At 66.7% G+C, this 15,704-nt stretch carries 17 protein-coding genes; all 17 read right to left on the bottom strand.

All coding sequences use genetic code 11. From position 1 onward, the window contains the following. Positions 1–1,383: methyl-accepting chemotaxis protein (locus E4L98_RS06450; RefSeq protein WP_135200743.1), on the bottom strand; the 1,383-nt coding region annotated here is incomplete at its 3' end. Between the two features lie 17 nt (positions 1,384–1,400). Next, positions 1,401–3,356, bottom strand: a complete 1,956-nt coding sequence (locus E4L98_RS31040; RefSeq protein ID WP_135200742.1) for an Ig-like domain-containing protein — start codon at positions 3,354–3,356, stop codon at positions 1,401–1,403. 12 nt (positions 3,357–3,368) lie between these two features. Continuing rightward, the gene (locus tag E4L98_RS06440; RefSeq protein ID WP_135200741.1) at positions 3,369–4,307 is read right to left on the bottom strand and encodes a type II secretion system F family protein; all 939 of its coding nucleotides are present in this window, start codon (positions 4,305–4,307) and stop codon (positions 3,369–3,371) included. 4 nt (positions 4,308–4,311) lie between these two features. Then, positions 4,312–5,286, bottom strand: a complete 975-nt coding sequence (locus E4L98_RS06435; protein ID WP_135200740.1) for a type II secretion system F family protein — start codon at positions 5,284–5,286, stop codon at positions 4,312–4,314. A 2-nt stretch (positions 5,287–5,288) separates the two neighbouring features. Beyond that, positions 5,289–6,641, bottom strand: a complete 1,353-nt coding sequence (locus E4L98_RS06430) for a TadA family conjugal transfer-associated ATPase (RefSeq protein ID WP_135200739.1) — start codon at positions 6,639–6,641, stop codon at positions 5,289–5,291. A gap of 26 nt (positions 6,642–6,667) precedes the next feature. After that, positions 6,668–7,834 (bottom strand): CpaE/TadZ family protein, encoded by a 1,167-nt coding sequence (locus E4L98_RS06425; RefSeq protein ID WP_135200738.1) that lies wholly within the window; start codon positions 7,832–7,834, stop codon positions 6,668–6,670. Positions 7,835–7,853: 19 nt separating this feature from the next. Further along, entirely contained in the window at positions 7,854–8,132 is a 279-nt protein-coding gene (locus tag E4L98_RS06420; RefSeq protein ID WP_135200737.1) for a pilus assembly protein, read from the bottom strand. A 9-nt stretch (positions 8,133–8,141) separates the two neighbouring features. Next, entirely contained in the window at positions 8,142–9,908 is a 1,767-nt protein-coding gene (locus E4L98_RS06415) for a type II and III secretion system protein family protein (RefSeq protein ID WP_229257282.1), read from the bottom strand. Positions 9,909–9,926: 18 nt separating this feature from the next. Continuing rightward, positions 9,927–10,814, bottom strand: coding sequence for a Flp pilus assembly protein CpaB (gene cpaB / locus E4L98_RS06410; protein WP_135200736.1), 888 nt, complete (start codon positions 10,812–10,814; stop codon positions 9,927–9,929). 9 nt (positions 10,815–10,823) lie between these two features. Next, on the bottom strand, positions 10,824–12,215 hold the full coding sequence (locus E4L98_RS06405) for an ATP-binding protein (RefSeq protein ID WP_135200735.1): 1,392 nt from the start codon (positions 12,213–12,215) through the stop codon (positions 10,824–10,826). A gap of 8 nt (positions 12,216–12,223) precedes the next feature. Next, positions 12,224–12,799: an A24 family peptidase gene (locus E4L98_RS06400; protein WP_135200734.1), complete on the bottom strand. Its 576-nt coding sequence runs from the start codon at positions 12,797–12,799 to the stop codon at positions 12,224–12,226. A 122-nt stretch (positions 12,800–12,921) separates the two neighbouring features. Then, positions 12,922–13,089, bottom strand: coding sequence for a Flp family type IVb pilin (locus E4L98_RS06395; protein ID WP_135200733.1), 168 nt, complete (start codon positions 13,087–13,089; stop codon positions 12,922–12,924). A gap of 161 nt (positions 13,090–13,250) precedes the next feature. Further along, complete coding sequence (locus tag E4L98_RS29945; protein ID WP_167761289.1) at positions 13,251–13,397, bottom strand: Flp family type IVb pilin; 147 nt, start codon at positions 13,395–13,397, stop codon at positions 13,251–13,253. Positions 13,398–13,568: 171 nt separating this feature from the next. Further along, positions 13,569–13,736, bottom strand: a complete 168-nt coding sequence (locus E4L98_RS06390; protein ID WP_205746672.1) for a Flp family type IVb pilin — start codon at positions 13,734–13,736, stop codon at positions 13,569–13,571. Positions 13,737–13,780: 44 nt separating this feature from the next. Beyond that, on the bottom strand, positions 13,781–13,948 hold the full coding sequence (locus tag E4L98_RS06385; RefSeq protein ID WP_135200731.1) for a Flp family type IVb pilin: 168 nt from the start codon (positions 13,946–13,948) through the stop codon (positions 13,781–13,783). A gap of 160 nt (positions 13,949–14,108) precedes the next feature. Then, entirely contained in the window at positions 14,109–14,777 is a 669-nt protein-coding gene (locus E4L98_RS06380) for a response regulator (RefSeq protein WP_229257281.1), read from the bottom strand. A 12-nt stretch (positions 14,778–14,789) separates the two neighbouring features. Then, positions 14,790–15,704: sensor histidine kinase (locus E4L98_RS06375; protein WP_229257280.1), on the bottom strand; the 915-nt coding region annotated here is incomplete at its 5' end.

Genomic DNA, 15,704 nt, shown 5'->3' with positions numbered 1-15,704 from the left:
GCTGGCCGACGCGATATCCTGCATGATCGTCGTCACGCGCTGCACGCTGCTGACGATGTCGCCCATGGTCGCCCCGGCCTGCTCGACCAACCGGCTGCCGGCATCGACCTTGCCCACCGAATCATCGATCAGCGCCTTGATCTCCTTGGCCGCCGCCGCCGAGCGCTGGGCCAGCGTGCGCACCTCGGTTGCCACCACCGCAAAGCCGCGCCCCTGTTCGCCCGCGCGCGCCGCCTCCACCGCCGCGTTCAGCGCCAGGATATTGGTCTGAAAGGCGATGCCATCGATGACCGAAATGATCTCCACGATATTCTGCGACGAGGCACTGATCGAATGCATGGTCTCCACCACCTGCGCCACCACCGCGCCGCCGCGGCTGGCCACCTCGGACGCCGACGCCGCCAGCTGATTGGCCTGGCGCGCGTTGTCGGCGTTCTGCTTGACGGTGCCGGTCAGCTGCTCCATCGACGATGCCGTCTCCTCCAGCGAACTGGCCTGCTGCTCGGTGCGCGTCGACAGATCCTGATTGCCGCGCGCGATCTCGGTGGTGGCGGTGGCGATGGTGTCGGTGCCGCGCCGCACCTCGCCGACGATGTTCAGCAGGCTGCGGTTCATCTCGCCCAGCGCCTCCAGCATCTCGCCCGTCTCGTCGCGCGTGCGCGCCTCGATCCGGCTGCTGAGGTCCCCGGCGGCCACGGTGCGGGCGATACGCACCGCATCGGTCAGCGGCGCCACGATGCTGCGGCTCAGCAGCCAGGCCAGCGCCATCGCCAGCGCGATGGTCAGCAGCCCGCCGATGACGATGGTGTTGGCGGTCAGCCGTTGCAGCGAATCGGCGTCGGCCGAGCGTTGCACCAGCAGCGACGCTTCGGCATCGCTGACTTCCTTGAGCAGCGCGCGCATCTTGTCCATGCCGGCGCGGCCATTGCCCTCGCGTTCGAACTGCAACAGCGTATCGATGCTGGCGCCGTCGTTGGCGCGGTTGCGCATGTCCAGCGCGGGCGCGATGGCGCCGCTGTACCAGGCCTGCTGTTCCTGCTCCAGCTGCCGCAGGCGCTGCTGCTGCGCCGGATTATCGGCGGTCAGCGTGCGCGCCTGCTGCAGATGCCGGCCGAAGCTGGCCTGGCCGGCCTTCAGCGGCGCCAGCGAGGCATCCTCGCCGGTCAGCGCATAACCGCGCTCGCCGGTCTCCATGTTCAGCAGGCTTTCCAGTATCGCCTGAGTCTCGGCAATCACGGCATGGGTATGGTTGTTCCAGCCGTTGGCCTGCGCCAGCCGCGAGAAATTGGTGTAGGCGCTGGCCAGCAGGATCGCCAGGATCAGCACCACCGCGCCGAAGCCGAGGTACAGCTTGCGGGTGATGCGCAGGTCGGAGAATCGCATGGTAAAACCCTCCAGATTCAATCGGTGATGGGGAACAGGAACTGCGTACTGACACCGTTCGGCGTGGTGACCTTGACGGTCAGGACGCCGCTGCGCGAGACGTTGCTGCAAATGTAGCCCGGCGCCGCGCTCTGGCTGGCGTCGCTGAGCAGCGACACCGGGAATACCCAGGCGCTGGAATCGACCGCATTGGTGTTGGCAATGGTCACCGTGACTGGCGTTTGCAGAATGCCGTTCGACGCACTGAAGGTGATCTGGGTGCCGGCCGGCAGCGGATTGCCGGCGCGGTCGCTCAGCCACAGCGGATCGCCGCCATGCGCGGCCGCGCGGTTGGCGGCGAATACGGTGGGGTTGTTGTCGCGGATCGCGAAATAGAAGGTGCGCATATCGTTGACGAATTGCGTGCCGTCGCTGCAGTGGTCCAACGCCAGTGTGCCCGCGCCGCTGGCGCTGGACAGCAGCGATACCGCCGGTGTGCTGTTGGACAGCACCATCACCAGCGACCGGCGAACGTGGACGGTGTTGCCGTTGCCGGTGTTGAGATTCGGCGTGCCCTGCAGCACGCCGTTGTAGACGCCATTGCCGGTCTGGTCCCAGCTGCCGTTGCCGTTGGAGTCGATGTATTGCTCGCCGCCGACGCGCAGAGCGTTGCCGCTGGCCCAGGCGTCGTCGATGCCGTTGGCGTTGCCGTCGGTGATGGCGCGGTCGTTGCGGAACGGGTCGCCGAGGTCGGCGTACGGTTCGCCGCTATCGTAGCGGTTGTTGCCGTTGCTGTCGCTGAAGCTTTCCTCGCCCAGCGCGTAGGCGAGGACGGTGACGCGGCCATCGGCCGGCCGCGGATTGCCGGCGCAGAAGCGCACCGTGCACTCGCCGGCGGTGCCCTTGGTGGTCAGCACGCTGCCGTCGGGCTGGGTGGTCTGGATCAGGCCCGTCAGGCAGGAAGCGTCGATGCTGCCGCCTTCCGCCGTGAAGCTGACCGCTGTGCCGTCCGGCGCCGGATTGTGGAAGTGATCGGCCAGGCGCGCGGTGATGGTGGTGCCGTTGGGCGCCGGACAGCCATTGAATTCGCCGCCTTCGACGTTGCGCACGGCGGCGCCGAGCGAGAAGCTGTTCTGTTCCGGCACGCCGGTCGAGACCACCAACTGGTCGGACAGGGTGCTGACACCACCGCCGAGGGTGGCGGTGACCCGCACCGGCGTGTTGACCGTGCCGGCCGACACCGTGGTGCTGGCCAGGCCGGCGCTGTTGGTGGTGGCGCTGGCGGGCGTCAGCGTCAGGCCGCCGACGCTGGTGTTGAGGGCGAAGCTGACTTGGGCGCCGGCGGCCGGATTGCCGCTGGCATCCAGCACCTTGAAGGTGACGGTGGAGGTTTCCTGGCGCCCGGCGCCGCCCGTGCCTTTCAGCGCGATGGTCTGCGGCGTGGCGGCGACGAACAACAACTGCGTGGCCGCGGCCGGCGGCGCCGCGCTGACGCTGTAATTCAGACTGGCGCTGACGGCGTTGCCGGCGATGCTGGCACTGGCGGTGACCGCGTAGGCGCCGGCCGTGCTGGCGGCGCCGGGGCTGAGCTGCACGCTGGCCTTGCCGTTGCCGTCGCTGACCACCGCGCCGCCGGCGGCGGAAAACACGGCATTTTTGTCGGTGCTGCTGAAGGTGACCAGGGTGTTGGCCACCGCCGCGTTGCCGGCGTCCCTGAGCACCGCCGTCAGCGTCAGGTTCGCGCCGGGCGCCACGCTGCTGGCGCTGGCGCCGCCGCTGTCGGTCATGCTCAGCGTCAGCGCCGGCTTGCCGGTCGGGTTGCCGGTGGTCGGGCAGCCGGGCAGGTTGGGATCGCGGGTCGGGTCGATGGTGGTGCAACCACCGCTGCTGCCGCCCCCGCCGCCGCCGCAGGCGGCCAGCAGGCAGGCAAACAGGCAGGCCAGCAGGTAGCGGCCCAACATGTCGATACGGCACTCGATCCGGCGCGAAATCATAAACACTCCTGGTCAGTTGGTGCCGGCCATGGCCGGCAGCAGGTTGCGGTACAGGTTCAGCATCGCTGGCCCCAGCAGCACCACCAGCAGGCTGGGGAAGATGAAGAAGATCAGCGGGAACAGCAGCTTGAGCGAGATCTTGGCGGCCTGCTCCTCGGCGCGCTGGCGGCGCTTGGTGCGCAGCTGTTCCGACTGCACGCGCAGCGAGTCGGCGATGCTGGTGCCGAAGCGGTCGGCCTGGATCAGCATGGTCACCAGCGCGTCCACGTCTTCCACGCCGGTGCGCAGCGCCAGGTTGCGCAGCGCCTTTTCCTTGGCGCTGCCGGCGCGCAGTTCCAGCGTCACCAGCTGCATCTCTTCGGCCAGCACCACCGATTTCAGGCCGATCTCGTTGGCCACGCGCGCCAGCGCGGCGTCCATCGCCAGCCCGGCTTCCACGCACACCGTCATCAGGTCCAGCGCGTCGGGGAAGCTTTCGAAGATGTCGCGCTGGCGCGTCTTGACCACGTGATTGAGCACGAGGTTGGGCAGGTAGTAGCCGGCGCCGCCGGCGACGATCATCCACAGCAGCTTGACGTTGCCGTCGGTGGCCACCGCCTTGCTGCTCAGGTAGAGGAACACGATCAGCGGCAGCAGCACCGCCAGCCCGGTCTTGCCGGCGAAGAACAGCGCCGGCGTCGATGGCGTGCGCCAGCCGGCGTTGATGAAGCGCAGCCGCACCGGCGAATTTTCCCAGCCCTCGGTTGGCAGCGACAGCCGCGCCAGCGGCGCCGCCAGGTTGACGATGGCCTCGATCCAGTACGCGCCCTTGCGCGTCACCTGGCTCTGGTCGCGCAGCGCCTCCAGCCGGTCCTTGACCGGGTTGACGGTGAACAGCCGGATCGCCAGCACCACGCCGCCGAAGACGGCGATGAAGATCACCAGCAGGAACATGATCTGGATGATGGTCATGGCCTCAGATCCTGATGGTGGTGATGCGGCGTATCGCCAGGAAGCCAATGATCATCAGGGTCGCCGCCACGCCCAGCATCTTGCGGCCGCCCGGATCGGTGAACAGGATGTGCAGCGAACCCGGATTGACCACCGACACCAGTCCGCCGACGGCGAACGGCATGAGGCCCAGCACCCAGGCCGACATGCGGCCCTCGGCCGACATCACCTTCACCTGGCCGAGCAGCTTGAGGCGGTCGCGGATGATGGCGCTGATCGAGGACAGCAGGTCGGTCAGGTTGCCGCCGGTCTCGCGCTGGATCAGCACCGCGATCACGAAGTAACCTAGGTCGGTGCTGGGCACGCGCGTGGCCAGGTTCATCAGCGCGTCCGGCATCGAGACGCCGAAGTTGACCTCGTCGAACACGATGCGGAATTCGGCGCCCAGCGGATCGGGGATTTCTTCGCCCACCATCTTCAGCGCGGTGGGGAAGGCGTGGCCGGCGCGCATGGCGCGCCCCATCATGTCCAGCGCGTCGGGCATCAGCGCCTCGATGCGCAGGATGCGCTTGCGCTTGGCGCGCGTGGCTTCCAGCACCGGCAGCGCGGCGATGGCGGCGCCCAGCAGCAAACGCGTGAACCACGGCAGCCCGAGCGACGAGGCGACGATAAAGCCGATCAGAAAGCAGCCGCCCATCAGCGTCACCAGCTGCGCCGCGTTCATGTTGCGGCCGGTCTGCAGCAGCAGCCGGTCCAGCTTGTGGATGGCCGGCAGCCGCGCCAGCAGCCGCGCCATGGCCGGATCGTGCGCCAGCTTGCGGTCCTTGGTGATCGACACCGCCAGCTCGCTGCCGCTGTCGCCGATGGCGTTGCGCAGGCGCCGCGCGATGCGCTCGGCCTCCGGGCCGCGCGCCTTGTCCCAGCTGACGTAGATGCCCCACACCAGCAGCATCACGGCGGCGAACAGCAGGACGATGAACAGCACTACGCGCCAGTCCATGATCAGTGGCCCGACGGGTCGAACACGGAGGCGCCGATGTTGACGCCGAAATTGCGCAGGCGTTCGATGAAGCGCGGACGGATGCCGGTGGCGGTGTGGTGGCCCAGCACCTTGCCGTCGTCGCTCAAGCCGGTCTGCTTGAAGGCGAAGATTTCCTGCATGGTGATGATCTCGCCCTCCATGCCGGTGACTTCCTGGATCGACATCACCTTGCGCTTGCCGTCGGTCAGGCGCGACACCTGGATCACCACCCCGACGGCGGAGCTGATCTGCTGGCGCATGGCCTTGGTGGGCAGGTTGGCGGCCGCCATCGACACCATGTTCTCCAGCCGGGTCAGGCCGTCGCGCGGGGTGTTGGCGTGGATGGTGGCCATCGAGCCTTCGTGGCCGGTGTTCATCGCGCCCAGCATGTCCAGCGCCTCGGCGCCGCGCACCTCGCCGAGGATGATGCGGTCGGGGCGCATGCGCAGCGCGTTGCGCACCAGCGCGCGCTGCGTGACCTCGCCCTTGCCCTCGATGTTGGGCGGGCGCGTCTCCAGCCGCACCACGTGCGGCTGCTGCAGCTGCAGTTCGGCCGCGTCCTCGATGGTGACGATGCGCTCGCTGGGATTGATGAAGCCGGAGATCACGTTCAGCATGGTGGTCTTGCCGGAGCCGGTGCCGCCGGAAATCACGATGTTGACCTTGGCCTTGCCCAGCCCTTGCAGCACTTCCGCCATGTCGGCGGTCATGGAGCCGTAGGCCACCAGGTCGGCCAGCCGCAGCGGGTCGGCCGAGAAGCGGCGGATCGACATGATGGGACCATCGATCGCCAGCGGCGGAATGATGGCGTTGACGCGCGAGCCGTCCGGCAAACGCGCATCGACCATCGGGCTGGATTCGTCGACGCGGCGGCCCACGCGCGAGACGATCTTGTCGATGATCTTCATCAGGTGGGCGTCGTCGCTGAAGGTGACGTCGGTCAGTTCCAGCTTGCCGCGCCGTTCGACGTAGATCTGGCGGTAGGTGTTGACCAGGATGTCGGACACGGTGGGATCCTCCAGCAGCGGTTCGAGCGGGCCGAAGCCCAGCATCTCGTTCTGGATGTCGCGCGTGAGGGTCTTGCGTTCGGCGTCGTTGATCACCACCGAATCCTCTTCCAGCAGTTTTTCGACCAGGTTGCGCAGCTCGACGCGGATCTGGTCGGGCGTCAGCCGCTGCAGGCTTTCCAGGTCGACCCGGTCCAGCAGCGCCGCGTGCAGGCGCTGCTTGAGCTTCTGGTAGGCGCGGTTGTCGATGCCGCCCTGGTTGCGCTGGCCGGAGCCGCGGACATCGGTGTTTTCCAGGCGTTCGCGCAGGGATACGGGAGTGCTCATGATGCGGTCCTTCGGTATTTATGTGTTCATTTGCGTGCCATCAGCTTGCTCAGCCAGCCGCTCTGCTGCACCGGCGCGGTCTCGCCGGTGAGCTTGCGCGCCAGTTCCACCAGCGACTGGCTGATCGGCGCATTGGGCGACAACTGCAGCACCGGCACGCCCTGGTTGACCGAGGCGGCCGCCGCGTCGTAGTTGTTGGGGATGGTGAAGGCGATTTCGGCGTCGAACGCGCTCTCCAGATCCTTCAAGCGTATTTCGCTGTTCCTGTCGTGGCGGTTGACGATCAGCTGGATCTTGTCCTTGCCGTATTCGAGCGAGCGGAACACGTTGAGCAGGCGCTTGCTGTCGCGGATGTAGGGCAGGGTGGTCTGCAGGATGGGGAAGATCAGGTCCGAGTGGTCGAGCGCGCGGATGCTGACGGCGTCCAGGCTGCGCCCCACGTCCAGCACCACGAAGTCGTACTGGCGGCGCGCCAGCCGCAAAATCGCGTCGACGTGATCGGGCTTGACGTCGTTGGCGTGCGCCGGGTCGGACGGCGCGGCCAGCACGCCGTAATTGGGCGTGATGCTGAGCATACTCGAGGTCAGGAACGACGGGTCCAGGCGGTGGATCTGCTGCGCCACGTCGCTCAGCGTGGCCAGCGGCTTGTGGTCGGAGACGAACAGCGAGGCGTCGCCGAACTGCAGATTCATGTCGATCAGCGCCACGCGCTGCTTGCCGCTGGCGGCCAGCGCGTAACCCAGGTTGGTGGCCAAAAAAGTGGCGCCGCTGCCGCCCTTGCAGGAGATGAAGGACAGCACCTTGCCGTTGGTCTGGCCGCGCCGCTCGAGCTTTTCGGCGATGCGTTCCATCGCCGGATACAGCGCCGAACTCGCGACCGGCGACGGCAGCACCTCGCGCACGCCGGCGCGCATGGCTTGCAGCAGGAATTGCGGATCCTGTTCGGGGCTCATGATCACGCAGGCGATGTTGGGGTGCTGGGCCGAAAAGCGTTCCAGCAGTTCCAGGTCGTCGTCGGCGGCCTGCGGGCGGTCGACGATCAGCACGTCCGGCAGATGTTCCTCGGTCAGCGCGGCGGCGCGCGCCATGCCGCCGGCGATCTGTTCCAGTTCGTCGGACGGCGAGCGCGCGCGCAACAGGCGCATCATGTCGGCCAGGTGGCGCTCGTCGCGGGAGATGACGGTGATCTTCAAGTGGTGCGCTCCTTCCTGTTCAGCGCTTGTTGCCGAGGCCGATGCTCAGGCTGTCGTTATTGCTCTCTTCCTTGGTGGTGAAGGAGCGCTGGTAGGCGTCATACGCGGCCGTGGCGGCCGGGCCGTCCATGCCGTTGGCGGCCGGCCGGCGTTGGCGGCCGGCGTCGGGATAGATGGTCTGCTGCGCCTGCAGCAGGCGTACGCTGTTGCCGAACCCGCGGTCGAGGTGGGGCGTGGTGCCGCAGGCGGTCAGCAACATCGGCAGGGCGGCGGCGGTCAGGCGGACAATGGATCGCATGGCCGTCTCCTATTGCACGCCGTTGGGCGCGGTGGGCACTGCCGGGGCGGCGGGCGCGTCGGCGGGCTGCGTCGGCGGCTTGCCTTCCATCTTCCCGTTCAGGAAGAAATCGACGCGGCTGGGTTCGATGTAATCGTCGGTCGGCAGCTTGGCGTTGGCCGGCAGCGGCTGCGCCAGGTGCGGCGTGACGATGAACACCAGCTCGGTGCGGTCGTTCTGGAAATCGCTGCTGCGGAACAGCGCGCCCAGAATCGGGATTTCACCCAGGCCGGGGAACGCCTTGATGGTGCTGCTGACGTTATTCTTGATCAGCCCGCCGATGGCGAAGCTCTGGCCATCGAACAACTGCACCGTGGTGCTGGCGCGCCGCGTGGTGAACGAGGGCAGCACCTGGGTCGAGGTGGTGCCGGTGGCGGTGATGCCGATGCCCTCGCGGTTCAGCTCGGATACCTCCGGCGTCACGCGCAGGTTGATGCGACCGCCATCGAGCACGGTCGGCGTGAAGCGCACGGCGATGCCGAATTCCTTTTCCTCCAGTGTCACCTGGTTGTTGCCGGTGGTGGTGCTCTGCGCCACCGGGATGAAGATCTTGCCCCCGGCCAGGAAACTGGCTTCCTGGCCGCTGATGGCCATCACGGTCGGCTCGGCCAGCACCTTGACCAGGCCATCGTTCTTTTGCGCGTCCAGCGTGACGAACTTGCCGCTCTTGTTGTTGAAGGCGTCGATCTTGCTGGGGTTGCCGCTGAGCAGATTGGACAGCATGGTGTAGGTCCAGCTGCCGCGCGTGCCGTTCAGACCGATGCTGGCGCCGAGCTGATCGACCAGCGTTTTCGAGACTTCAGCGATCTTTACTTCCAGCATCACCTGCTGCGGCGCCGCCACCGACAACATATTGACGATGCGGCCGTTGCCGCCACCCTGGCCCTGGCCGAGACCGGACATGGGATCGAACGCGGCCTGGAACGCCGCGCCGGCCGCCGCGCCCGACAATGCACCGGCAGTGCCGCCCGCGCCGCCAGTTCCCGTTTGTGCCGCCGTATCGGCGCCGCCAGCACCGCCCAGTCCGCCGCCGCTGCCGCTGTTACGCGCCGTGCGCTGCAGATAGGCGGCCGCCACCTGCACCACCTGCGAGGCGCGCACCGCGTCCGTCACCGTGCCGGACAGGATCAGCGAGTTGCCGGAAACCGTGATGCGGATATCCTTCTCGTTGGGGAACAGTTCGGTGAACTGCTGGCGCAGCGCGGCGGTATCGAGTCCGACCGTGACGTCGATCACCTGCGCCTGGTTGCTGCGGTTCCAGACGATCAGGTTGGTCGAGCCGGTGGTCTTGCCGAGCAAATAGACTTCGCTGGGATTGAGCAGGATGACGTCGGCCACCTTGGTGTCGCCGACCGCCACCCGCGCGGCCGGGAAGGGCAGGCGCAGCAGCGTCGACTTGCCGGCCGAAAGCGCCAGCTCCTTGGCCAGCTCGACGCCGGCGGGGCCGGACGACAGCGGCGTGCCTGGCGGCGCACTGATGGCGGCATTCGCGCCGGCTGCAGCGGCTGCTGGCGCGGCCGATCCAGCCGCGCCAGAAGAGCCGGACGTGCCCGACGCGCCGGCCGCGACAACTGAAGACGCCGCTCCGGCATTGCCCGGCGATGGTTTGACCGCAACCGTCCTGGCCGGCTTGCCGGCAGCCGACGCGGGCACGGCGGCGCTACTCAGCAGGACCGCCACGCAGGCCGTGACGGCGCGCAGCGGCATCGATGATGGCGCATGGGATACCTTGCTCAAGTCGCTTTCTCCCCCAGCTTAAAATTGTTGTGAACTCCGCTCCAGTCCCTTGATCACTTCCACTTCATCGCCGCGCTTGCGTGGCGGCACCGGCTTCGGCGCCGACGCCGCGCTGGCCACCGGCTGCTGCGGCGGCGGCGCGGAAACCGGCGTGGCCGGCTCATGCCGCACCGGCGCGGCTGCCACCGCGCCCGGTACGCCTTCCAACAGACTGCTCTTGGTCGCGCCCTCGGTATTGGCCGCGTTCGGATCGATCTGGTTGCGCAGCACCAGCGACAAGGTGCCGACGCTGCGCGCCAGGTCCAGCTTTTCCACCTGTTCCGGCGTCAGCTCCAGTGTCACCGCGTTGACCACTTTCGGTTTGGTATCGTCGCGGTTGGCTTCCTGCGCGACCGCCAGCACCAGGATGCGTTCCAGCACGATCTTGGAGATCGCCTGCTCGCGCACGCCCATGTCGCCGCGCGAGTCGCTGTTGGTGTTGACCAGGATATCGACATAATTGCCGGGCAGCGCGAAGCCGGCCACGCCGACCACGTCGTTGACGCGCACCGTCATCGCGCGCTTGCCTTCGGCCACCACCGACGACAGCCCGCCCTGGGTGCCGGCCGGCGCCAGCTTGCTTTCGGTGATAGGTTCGCCGCGCTGGATATTGCCGCGGGTGATGCGGCCTTCCAGCGCCTTTACATCGCTCATGGCGCCGGCGGGCATGGAGCCGGCCGGCCAGTCCACCATGTTGACCAGCTCCGGTGTCAGGCGCGCGCCCATGCTGATGTCGAGCATGGCCACGGCCACCTTGTTGCTGTTGCTGCCCGACTGGCCGGCGATCCACTGCGCCGCCACCACCACGGCCGCCAGCGCCAGCACCAGCGCCACACCTATCATCATCAGAGCCCGGGTATTTCGCATCCTGTACCTCTAAGCAAGCGGGTTGGAGGGATGTTCGCGCCGTTCGCGTTCCTTTTTCTGCTGCTCGGCGGCCACGCGGCGCGCGCCGGCGCCGGCAAAATAATTGTGCCAGGCCCAGTCCAGCGAGCGCTGGTTCAGGGCGGGCGGCGTGCTTTCGTAGCGGGCCAGGTCGCGCACCTGGCGGATCAGGTCGCGCGGATAGCAGGCCAGCAACGGCGTCTCATCCTTGGCATGCAGACCGCTCAGCAGGTAGTCGAACGCTGCGGCGTCGAATGCGATGCCGTACTGCGCGCAGGCCTGGCGGAACAGCAGCGCATATTCGGCGGGCGATTGCGGCGGTACTTCGATCTTGTATCCCAGCCGGCGCAGGAAGGCGCCATCGGACAAGCGCTCGGGCAGGAAGTTGGACGAGAATACCACGACCACATCGAAAGGCACCTGAAAAACCAGTCCGGTGTGCAAGGAAAGATAATCGACGCCACGGTCCATCGGCACGATCCAGCGGTTCATCAGCTCCAGCGGCGAGCAGCGCTGGCGGCCGAGGTCGTCGATGATGAAAATGCCGTTGTTGGCTTTCAGATGAGGAGGCGCCTGGTACAGCCGCGTGTTGGCGTCGAAGCGCAGGTCCAGCATCTCCAGCGTCAGCTCGCCGCCGGTCAGCGCGGTGGGACGCTGCAGGCCGCGCACCCAGCGCGCGTCCAGCGTGCGCAGCAGGTCGCCGCTGTCGTCGCCGGCCGGCGCGGCCGGCAGCGGCCGGTGCTGCACCGGATCGTAGAACGGGATCACCTCGCCATCGACCATGATCGCGTACGGCACCGCGACGGCGCCGTGCAGCAGCCCGCACAGGCGCTCGGCCAGGTAGGTCTTGCCGCTGCCGGCCAGGCCGTAGATGAAGATGGCGCGGCCCGAGTTCATCGCCGCGCCCAGCTGGTCCAGCACCTTGTCGCTGGCCACCACGTCGTGATAGGACGCCTGCACGGCGGCGCGCGTGACGTGCAGGTGGCGCACGCTTTGCGTCTCCACCTGCGCGACGTAGGCCGCCAAGGTCACCGGCGCCGGTCCGGCATAGGAATTGCGGTTGAGGCAGGTGATGGCGCGCTGGAGGCCGGTCTCGGTCAGGTGATAGGTGAGGTCGGCGTCGGTGCCGCTGTTGCCGCTGCGCGTCACCTCGCACAGCTTTTCATTGCGCAGGTGGGCGATCAGCGGCGTGATCACGCTGACGCTCAGCTTCAGATGGCTGGCCAGTTCCGGCAGACGGACCTGGCCGCGCTGGTACAGCACCTTGCACAGCAGTTCGACCAGGAACAGGAACGGCAGGCCGGTTTCCTCGGTCGTGCGCGGCGCGCGCGCCTCGGCGGGCGGCGCTGGCCGGGAGAGTTCCGCAGTCTGCTGGCTGAGCATGATGTCCTTTAAAAGAACAGGCTGCGGCCGGTGACGGCGCCGTAGACCAGATAGGGCAGGGCGCCGGCGGTAATGGCCACCGCGTACGGCAGGCGGCCGCTGGCGGCGGCCGGCGCGTCCATCTTCGGCACCTCGCCCGCGAGCGAGCGCAGCATGCTGTACTTGACCATGTGCCAGGTGTTGCCGACCATGATTTTCAGGCGGCCGTTGTAGGCCGACACCACCAGCGCCAGCACGCCGCCGGCCAGGAAGGTCAGGATGGCGATGCCGACCACCGGGCCGGGGCCGGTGAAGGCGCCGATCATGGCCATCAGCTTGACGTCGCCGGCGCCCATGGCGCGCATGGCGTACATCGGCAGCAGCAGCAACAGGCCGACCGCCAGGCCGGCCAGCGCCGACAGCAGGCCGATGCCGCCGATGGCGCCGGAGAACAGGCTGTCGCCGGCCGGCAGCGCGGCGTTCAGCAGCAGGCCCAGCAGCGCGCCGCCGAACACGATCGCGTTCGGAATGCGGCGCGTGCGCAGGTCGTTCCATACGGCCAGGGCCAGCAGCACACACAACAGGATCAGCGGCAAAAAGGTCATGAGTTCGCCTTATGAAAGGGGAGCCGACAATTGAGTGTATAGAAAATTTCCGGAACGGCGTACACCGTTCCGGAAATTTTTGTAGCTTGCAAATCGGGAGGGGCGCCGTTGGCGCCTGCCGCTTACGACGACTTGATCAGGCCGGAGATGTAGGTCAGCGACGCGGTGAGCTTCGGACCCAGGATCGCCAGGCCGGCGGTAATGGCGGCGGCGATGGCGGCGGCCATCAGGGCGTATTCGATGGCGGTGATACCGGCTTCGTCGTTGATGAAGTTCTTGATAGCTTGCATGATGAATCCTCGTTTGGTTGGTTGAGAGTGGTTTTCTACTTCAACTAAAACGGGGTTCGGGTTTTAGCTACTGCTGATGTGAGACATTCTAGCGCGTTCAGGCGGGGCGTCCATCCGACAAAAGTCATTTTTACGCGATGACTTTTGTCACGGTCGCGGCCTCAGGTCTTCGAACCGAGCACGGCCATGACGGCAATGATGGCGATCACGCTGGCCAGGGCGGCAATCAGCGCGTATTCCAGCAGCGTGGCGCCGTCGTCCTGGCGGACGAAGCGTGCCAGGCGGCGTTGGCGGAAAGAGATGCGCATGGTTGCTCCTGTGGGTGGTGAAAATTCAAGCCTGCATGATACGGATGTGCTCGCAATTGCACATCGGACAAACGTCCTGATCGCGCATGACATTTGTCACTTGATCCATATTGAACGGCAAAAAAAATCCGGAACCTGGGTTCCGGATTTTTTGGCGGGATACGTAGCCGCTTACGACGACTTGATCAGGCCCGAGATGTAGGTCAGCGAGGCGGTGATTTTCGGACCGAGGATGGCCAGGCCGGCGGTGATCGCGGCGGCGATGGCGGCGGCCATCAGGGCGTATTCGATGGCGGTGATGCCGGCTTCGTCGTTGATGAAGTTCTTGATTGCTTTCATGATGATCTCCTGGTGTATATGGTCGGGTTAAGGTCGTGCGTCGATTACGACGACTTGATCAGACCGGAGATGTAGGTCAGCGAAGCGGTGATTTTCGGGCCCAGGACGGCCAGACCGGCGGTGATCGCGGCGGCGATGGCGGCAGCCATCAGGGCGTATTCGATGGCGGTGATACCGGCTTCGTCGTTGATGAAGTTCTTGATAGCTTTCATGATGAATCCTCGTTTGATGGTTGAATGGGGGGCTGCTTCAACTAAAACGGGGTTCAGGTTTTAGGTCTTGCTATCTTGCGGGAACTGCCGGTTGTTTTGCAGTGCCGATGAAAGACATTCTACGCGGTCGATTCCCGCCGCACAGCGTACAAACGTCACTTTATGCCGTGACATTTGTCATGCCGTGGCGGGTGGCGTACACGTACAGCTCGAGCCGGTTGGCCACGCCCAGCTTCTGGTAAATCGTGGTCAGGTTGTTGCGCAGGGTGGGTTCGGCGATGAACAGCTTCGACGCCAGCTCCTTGTTGGGCGCGCCGTTGCCCTCGACCACCACCGCCACGATCTTGCGTTCCTTGGGCGTCAGCGTGGCGATGCGCGCCGCTTCGGGGTCGGCCTTGGCCGGCGCCGACAGTTGCCCCAGCAGCGCGCTGGTCAGCGAGGGATCGAGGCACATCTCGCCGCGGTGCACGCTGCGGATGCCGTTCAAGACCACCTCGGCCGGCGCCTCCTTGCCGACCACGCCGCGCGCGCCCAGCCTGACCGCCTGGGTCAGCAGGCCCTGGTCGCGGTTGCCGCTGAGGATGATCACGCGCGCGCCGCCGGCGGCCAGCAGCTGCGGCAGGATCTCGATCGAGCTGCGCCCTTCGAGGTCCAGGTCCAGCACGATCACATCGGGCTTCAACAGCGCGGCCTGCTGCAGCGCGGTGTCGTTGTTGTGCGCGGTGCCGACCAGCTGCATCTCGGCGCCGGCGCCTTCGATCAGCTTTTCCAGGCCCCACAACATGGTCTTGTGGTCATCGACCAGCATCACGCGGATGGCTGTGTTCATGGTCCAGTCTCTCTATACCGGGATGGCGACGCAGACTGCGGTGACGCCGGGTGCCGCGCGCTCGACCGCGATGGTGCCGCCCAGCGCGGCCGTGCGTTCGGCGATCGAGCCTGGCAGGAAGGGCGTCACCGGCCCCTCGGGCGCGTCGTTTTCGATGCGTATCCGCAGCTGGCCGTCGGCATTGCTGAGGCTGACCTGGCCGCTGCGGGCACGGGTGTGTTTGCGTATATTGTGCATGCCTTCATTCACGATCTGGAACACTTCCGCCGCCAACCGGTCGCTGATGGTGAAGCCGGCGGCCGCCTGGATGGTAATCTCGATGTCGTAAAACTGGCGCAGCTGCTGGGCCTGCCGGCGCAGCGCCACCAGCAGTTCCGCATCGGTCTGCGCCGCGCCCTGCCGCACGCTGCGCGCGAACTGGCGCATGTCGCCGATGACCTGGGTGGTCATATCGAGCAGTTTATCAAGTTCGGCCGACGCGGGGTGGTCCGATTGCAGCGACTGCCGCAGCGCGCTGATGCCATGGCGCAGGCCGATGTAGGGCTGGATGGTGGTGTCGTGCAGGTCGCGCGCAATCTTTTGCCGCTCGCGGAAGGCGGCGTCGGTGGCCAGGCGGTCGAGCAGTTCGATGTTTTCAATGGTGGGGAACACCTGCGCGGCCAGTTGTTGCAAAAATACCGCATCGGCGCGGTTGAAGCGCTGTCGGTCCGAGACCACGTAGATGCGGCCCTCGCCCTTGCGCAGCGGCAGCGGCGCGCTGACGAAGGAACTGGCGTCCAGCAAGTCGATCACCTGTTCCAGCTGTTCCGGCGGCAGGCGGCGCCAGCGCGCGTCGGGCAGCCGGGTGCGCGATTCAAGCGAGCCGGGCAGGCGACGGTGCAGCGCCGCCGCATATTGCACCAGCGCCTGCGGCGCGAACACCAGCAG

Source organism: Duganella callida, from assembly GCF_004614165.1.
Lineage (GTDB): Bacteria > Pseudomonadota > Gammaproteobacteria > Burkholderiales > Burkholderiaceae_D > Rugamonas > Rugamonas callida.
This window is presented reverse-complemented; position numbering and strand designations above follow the sequence as displayed.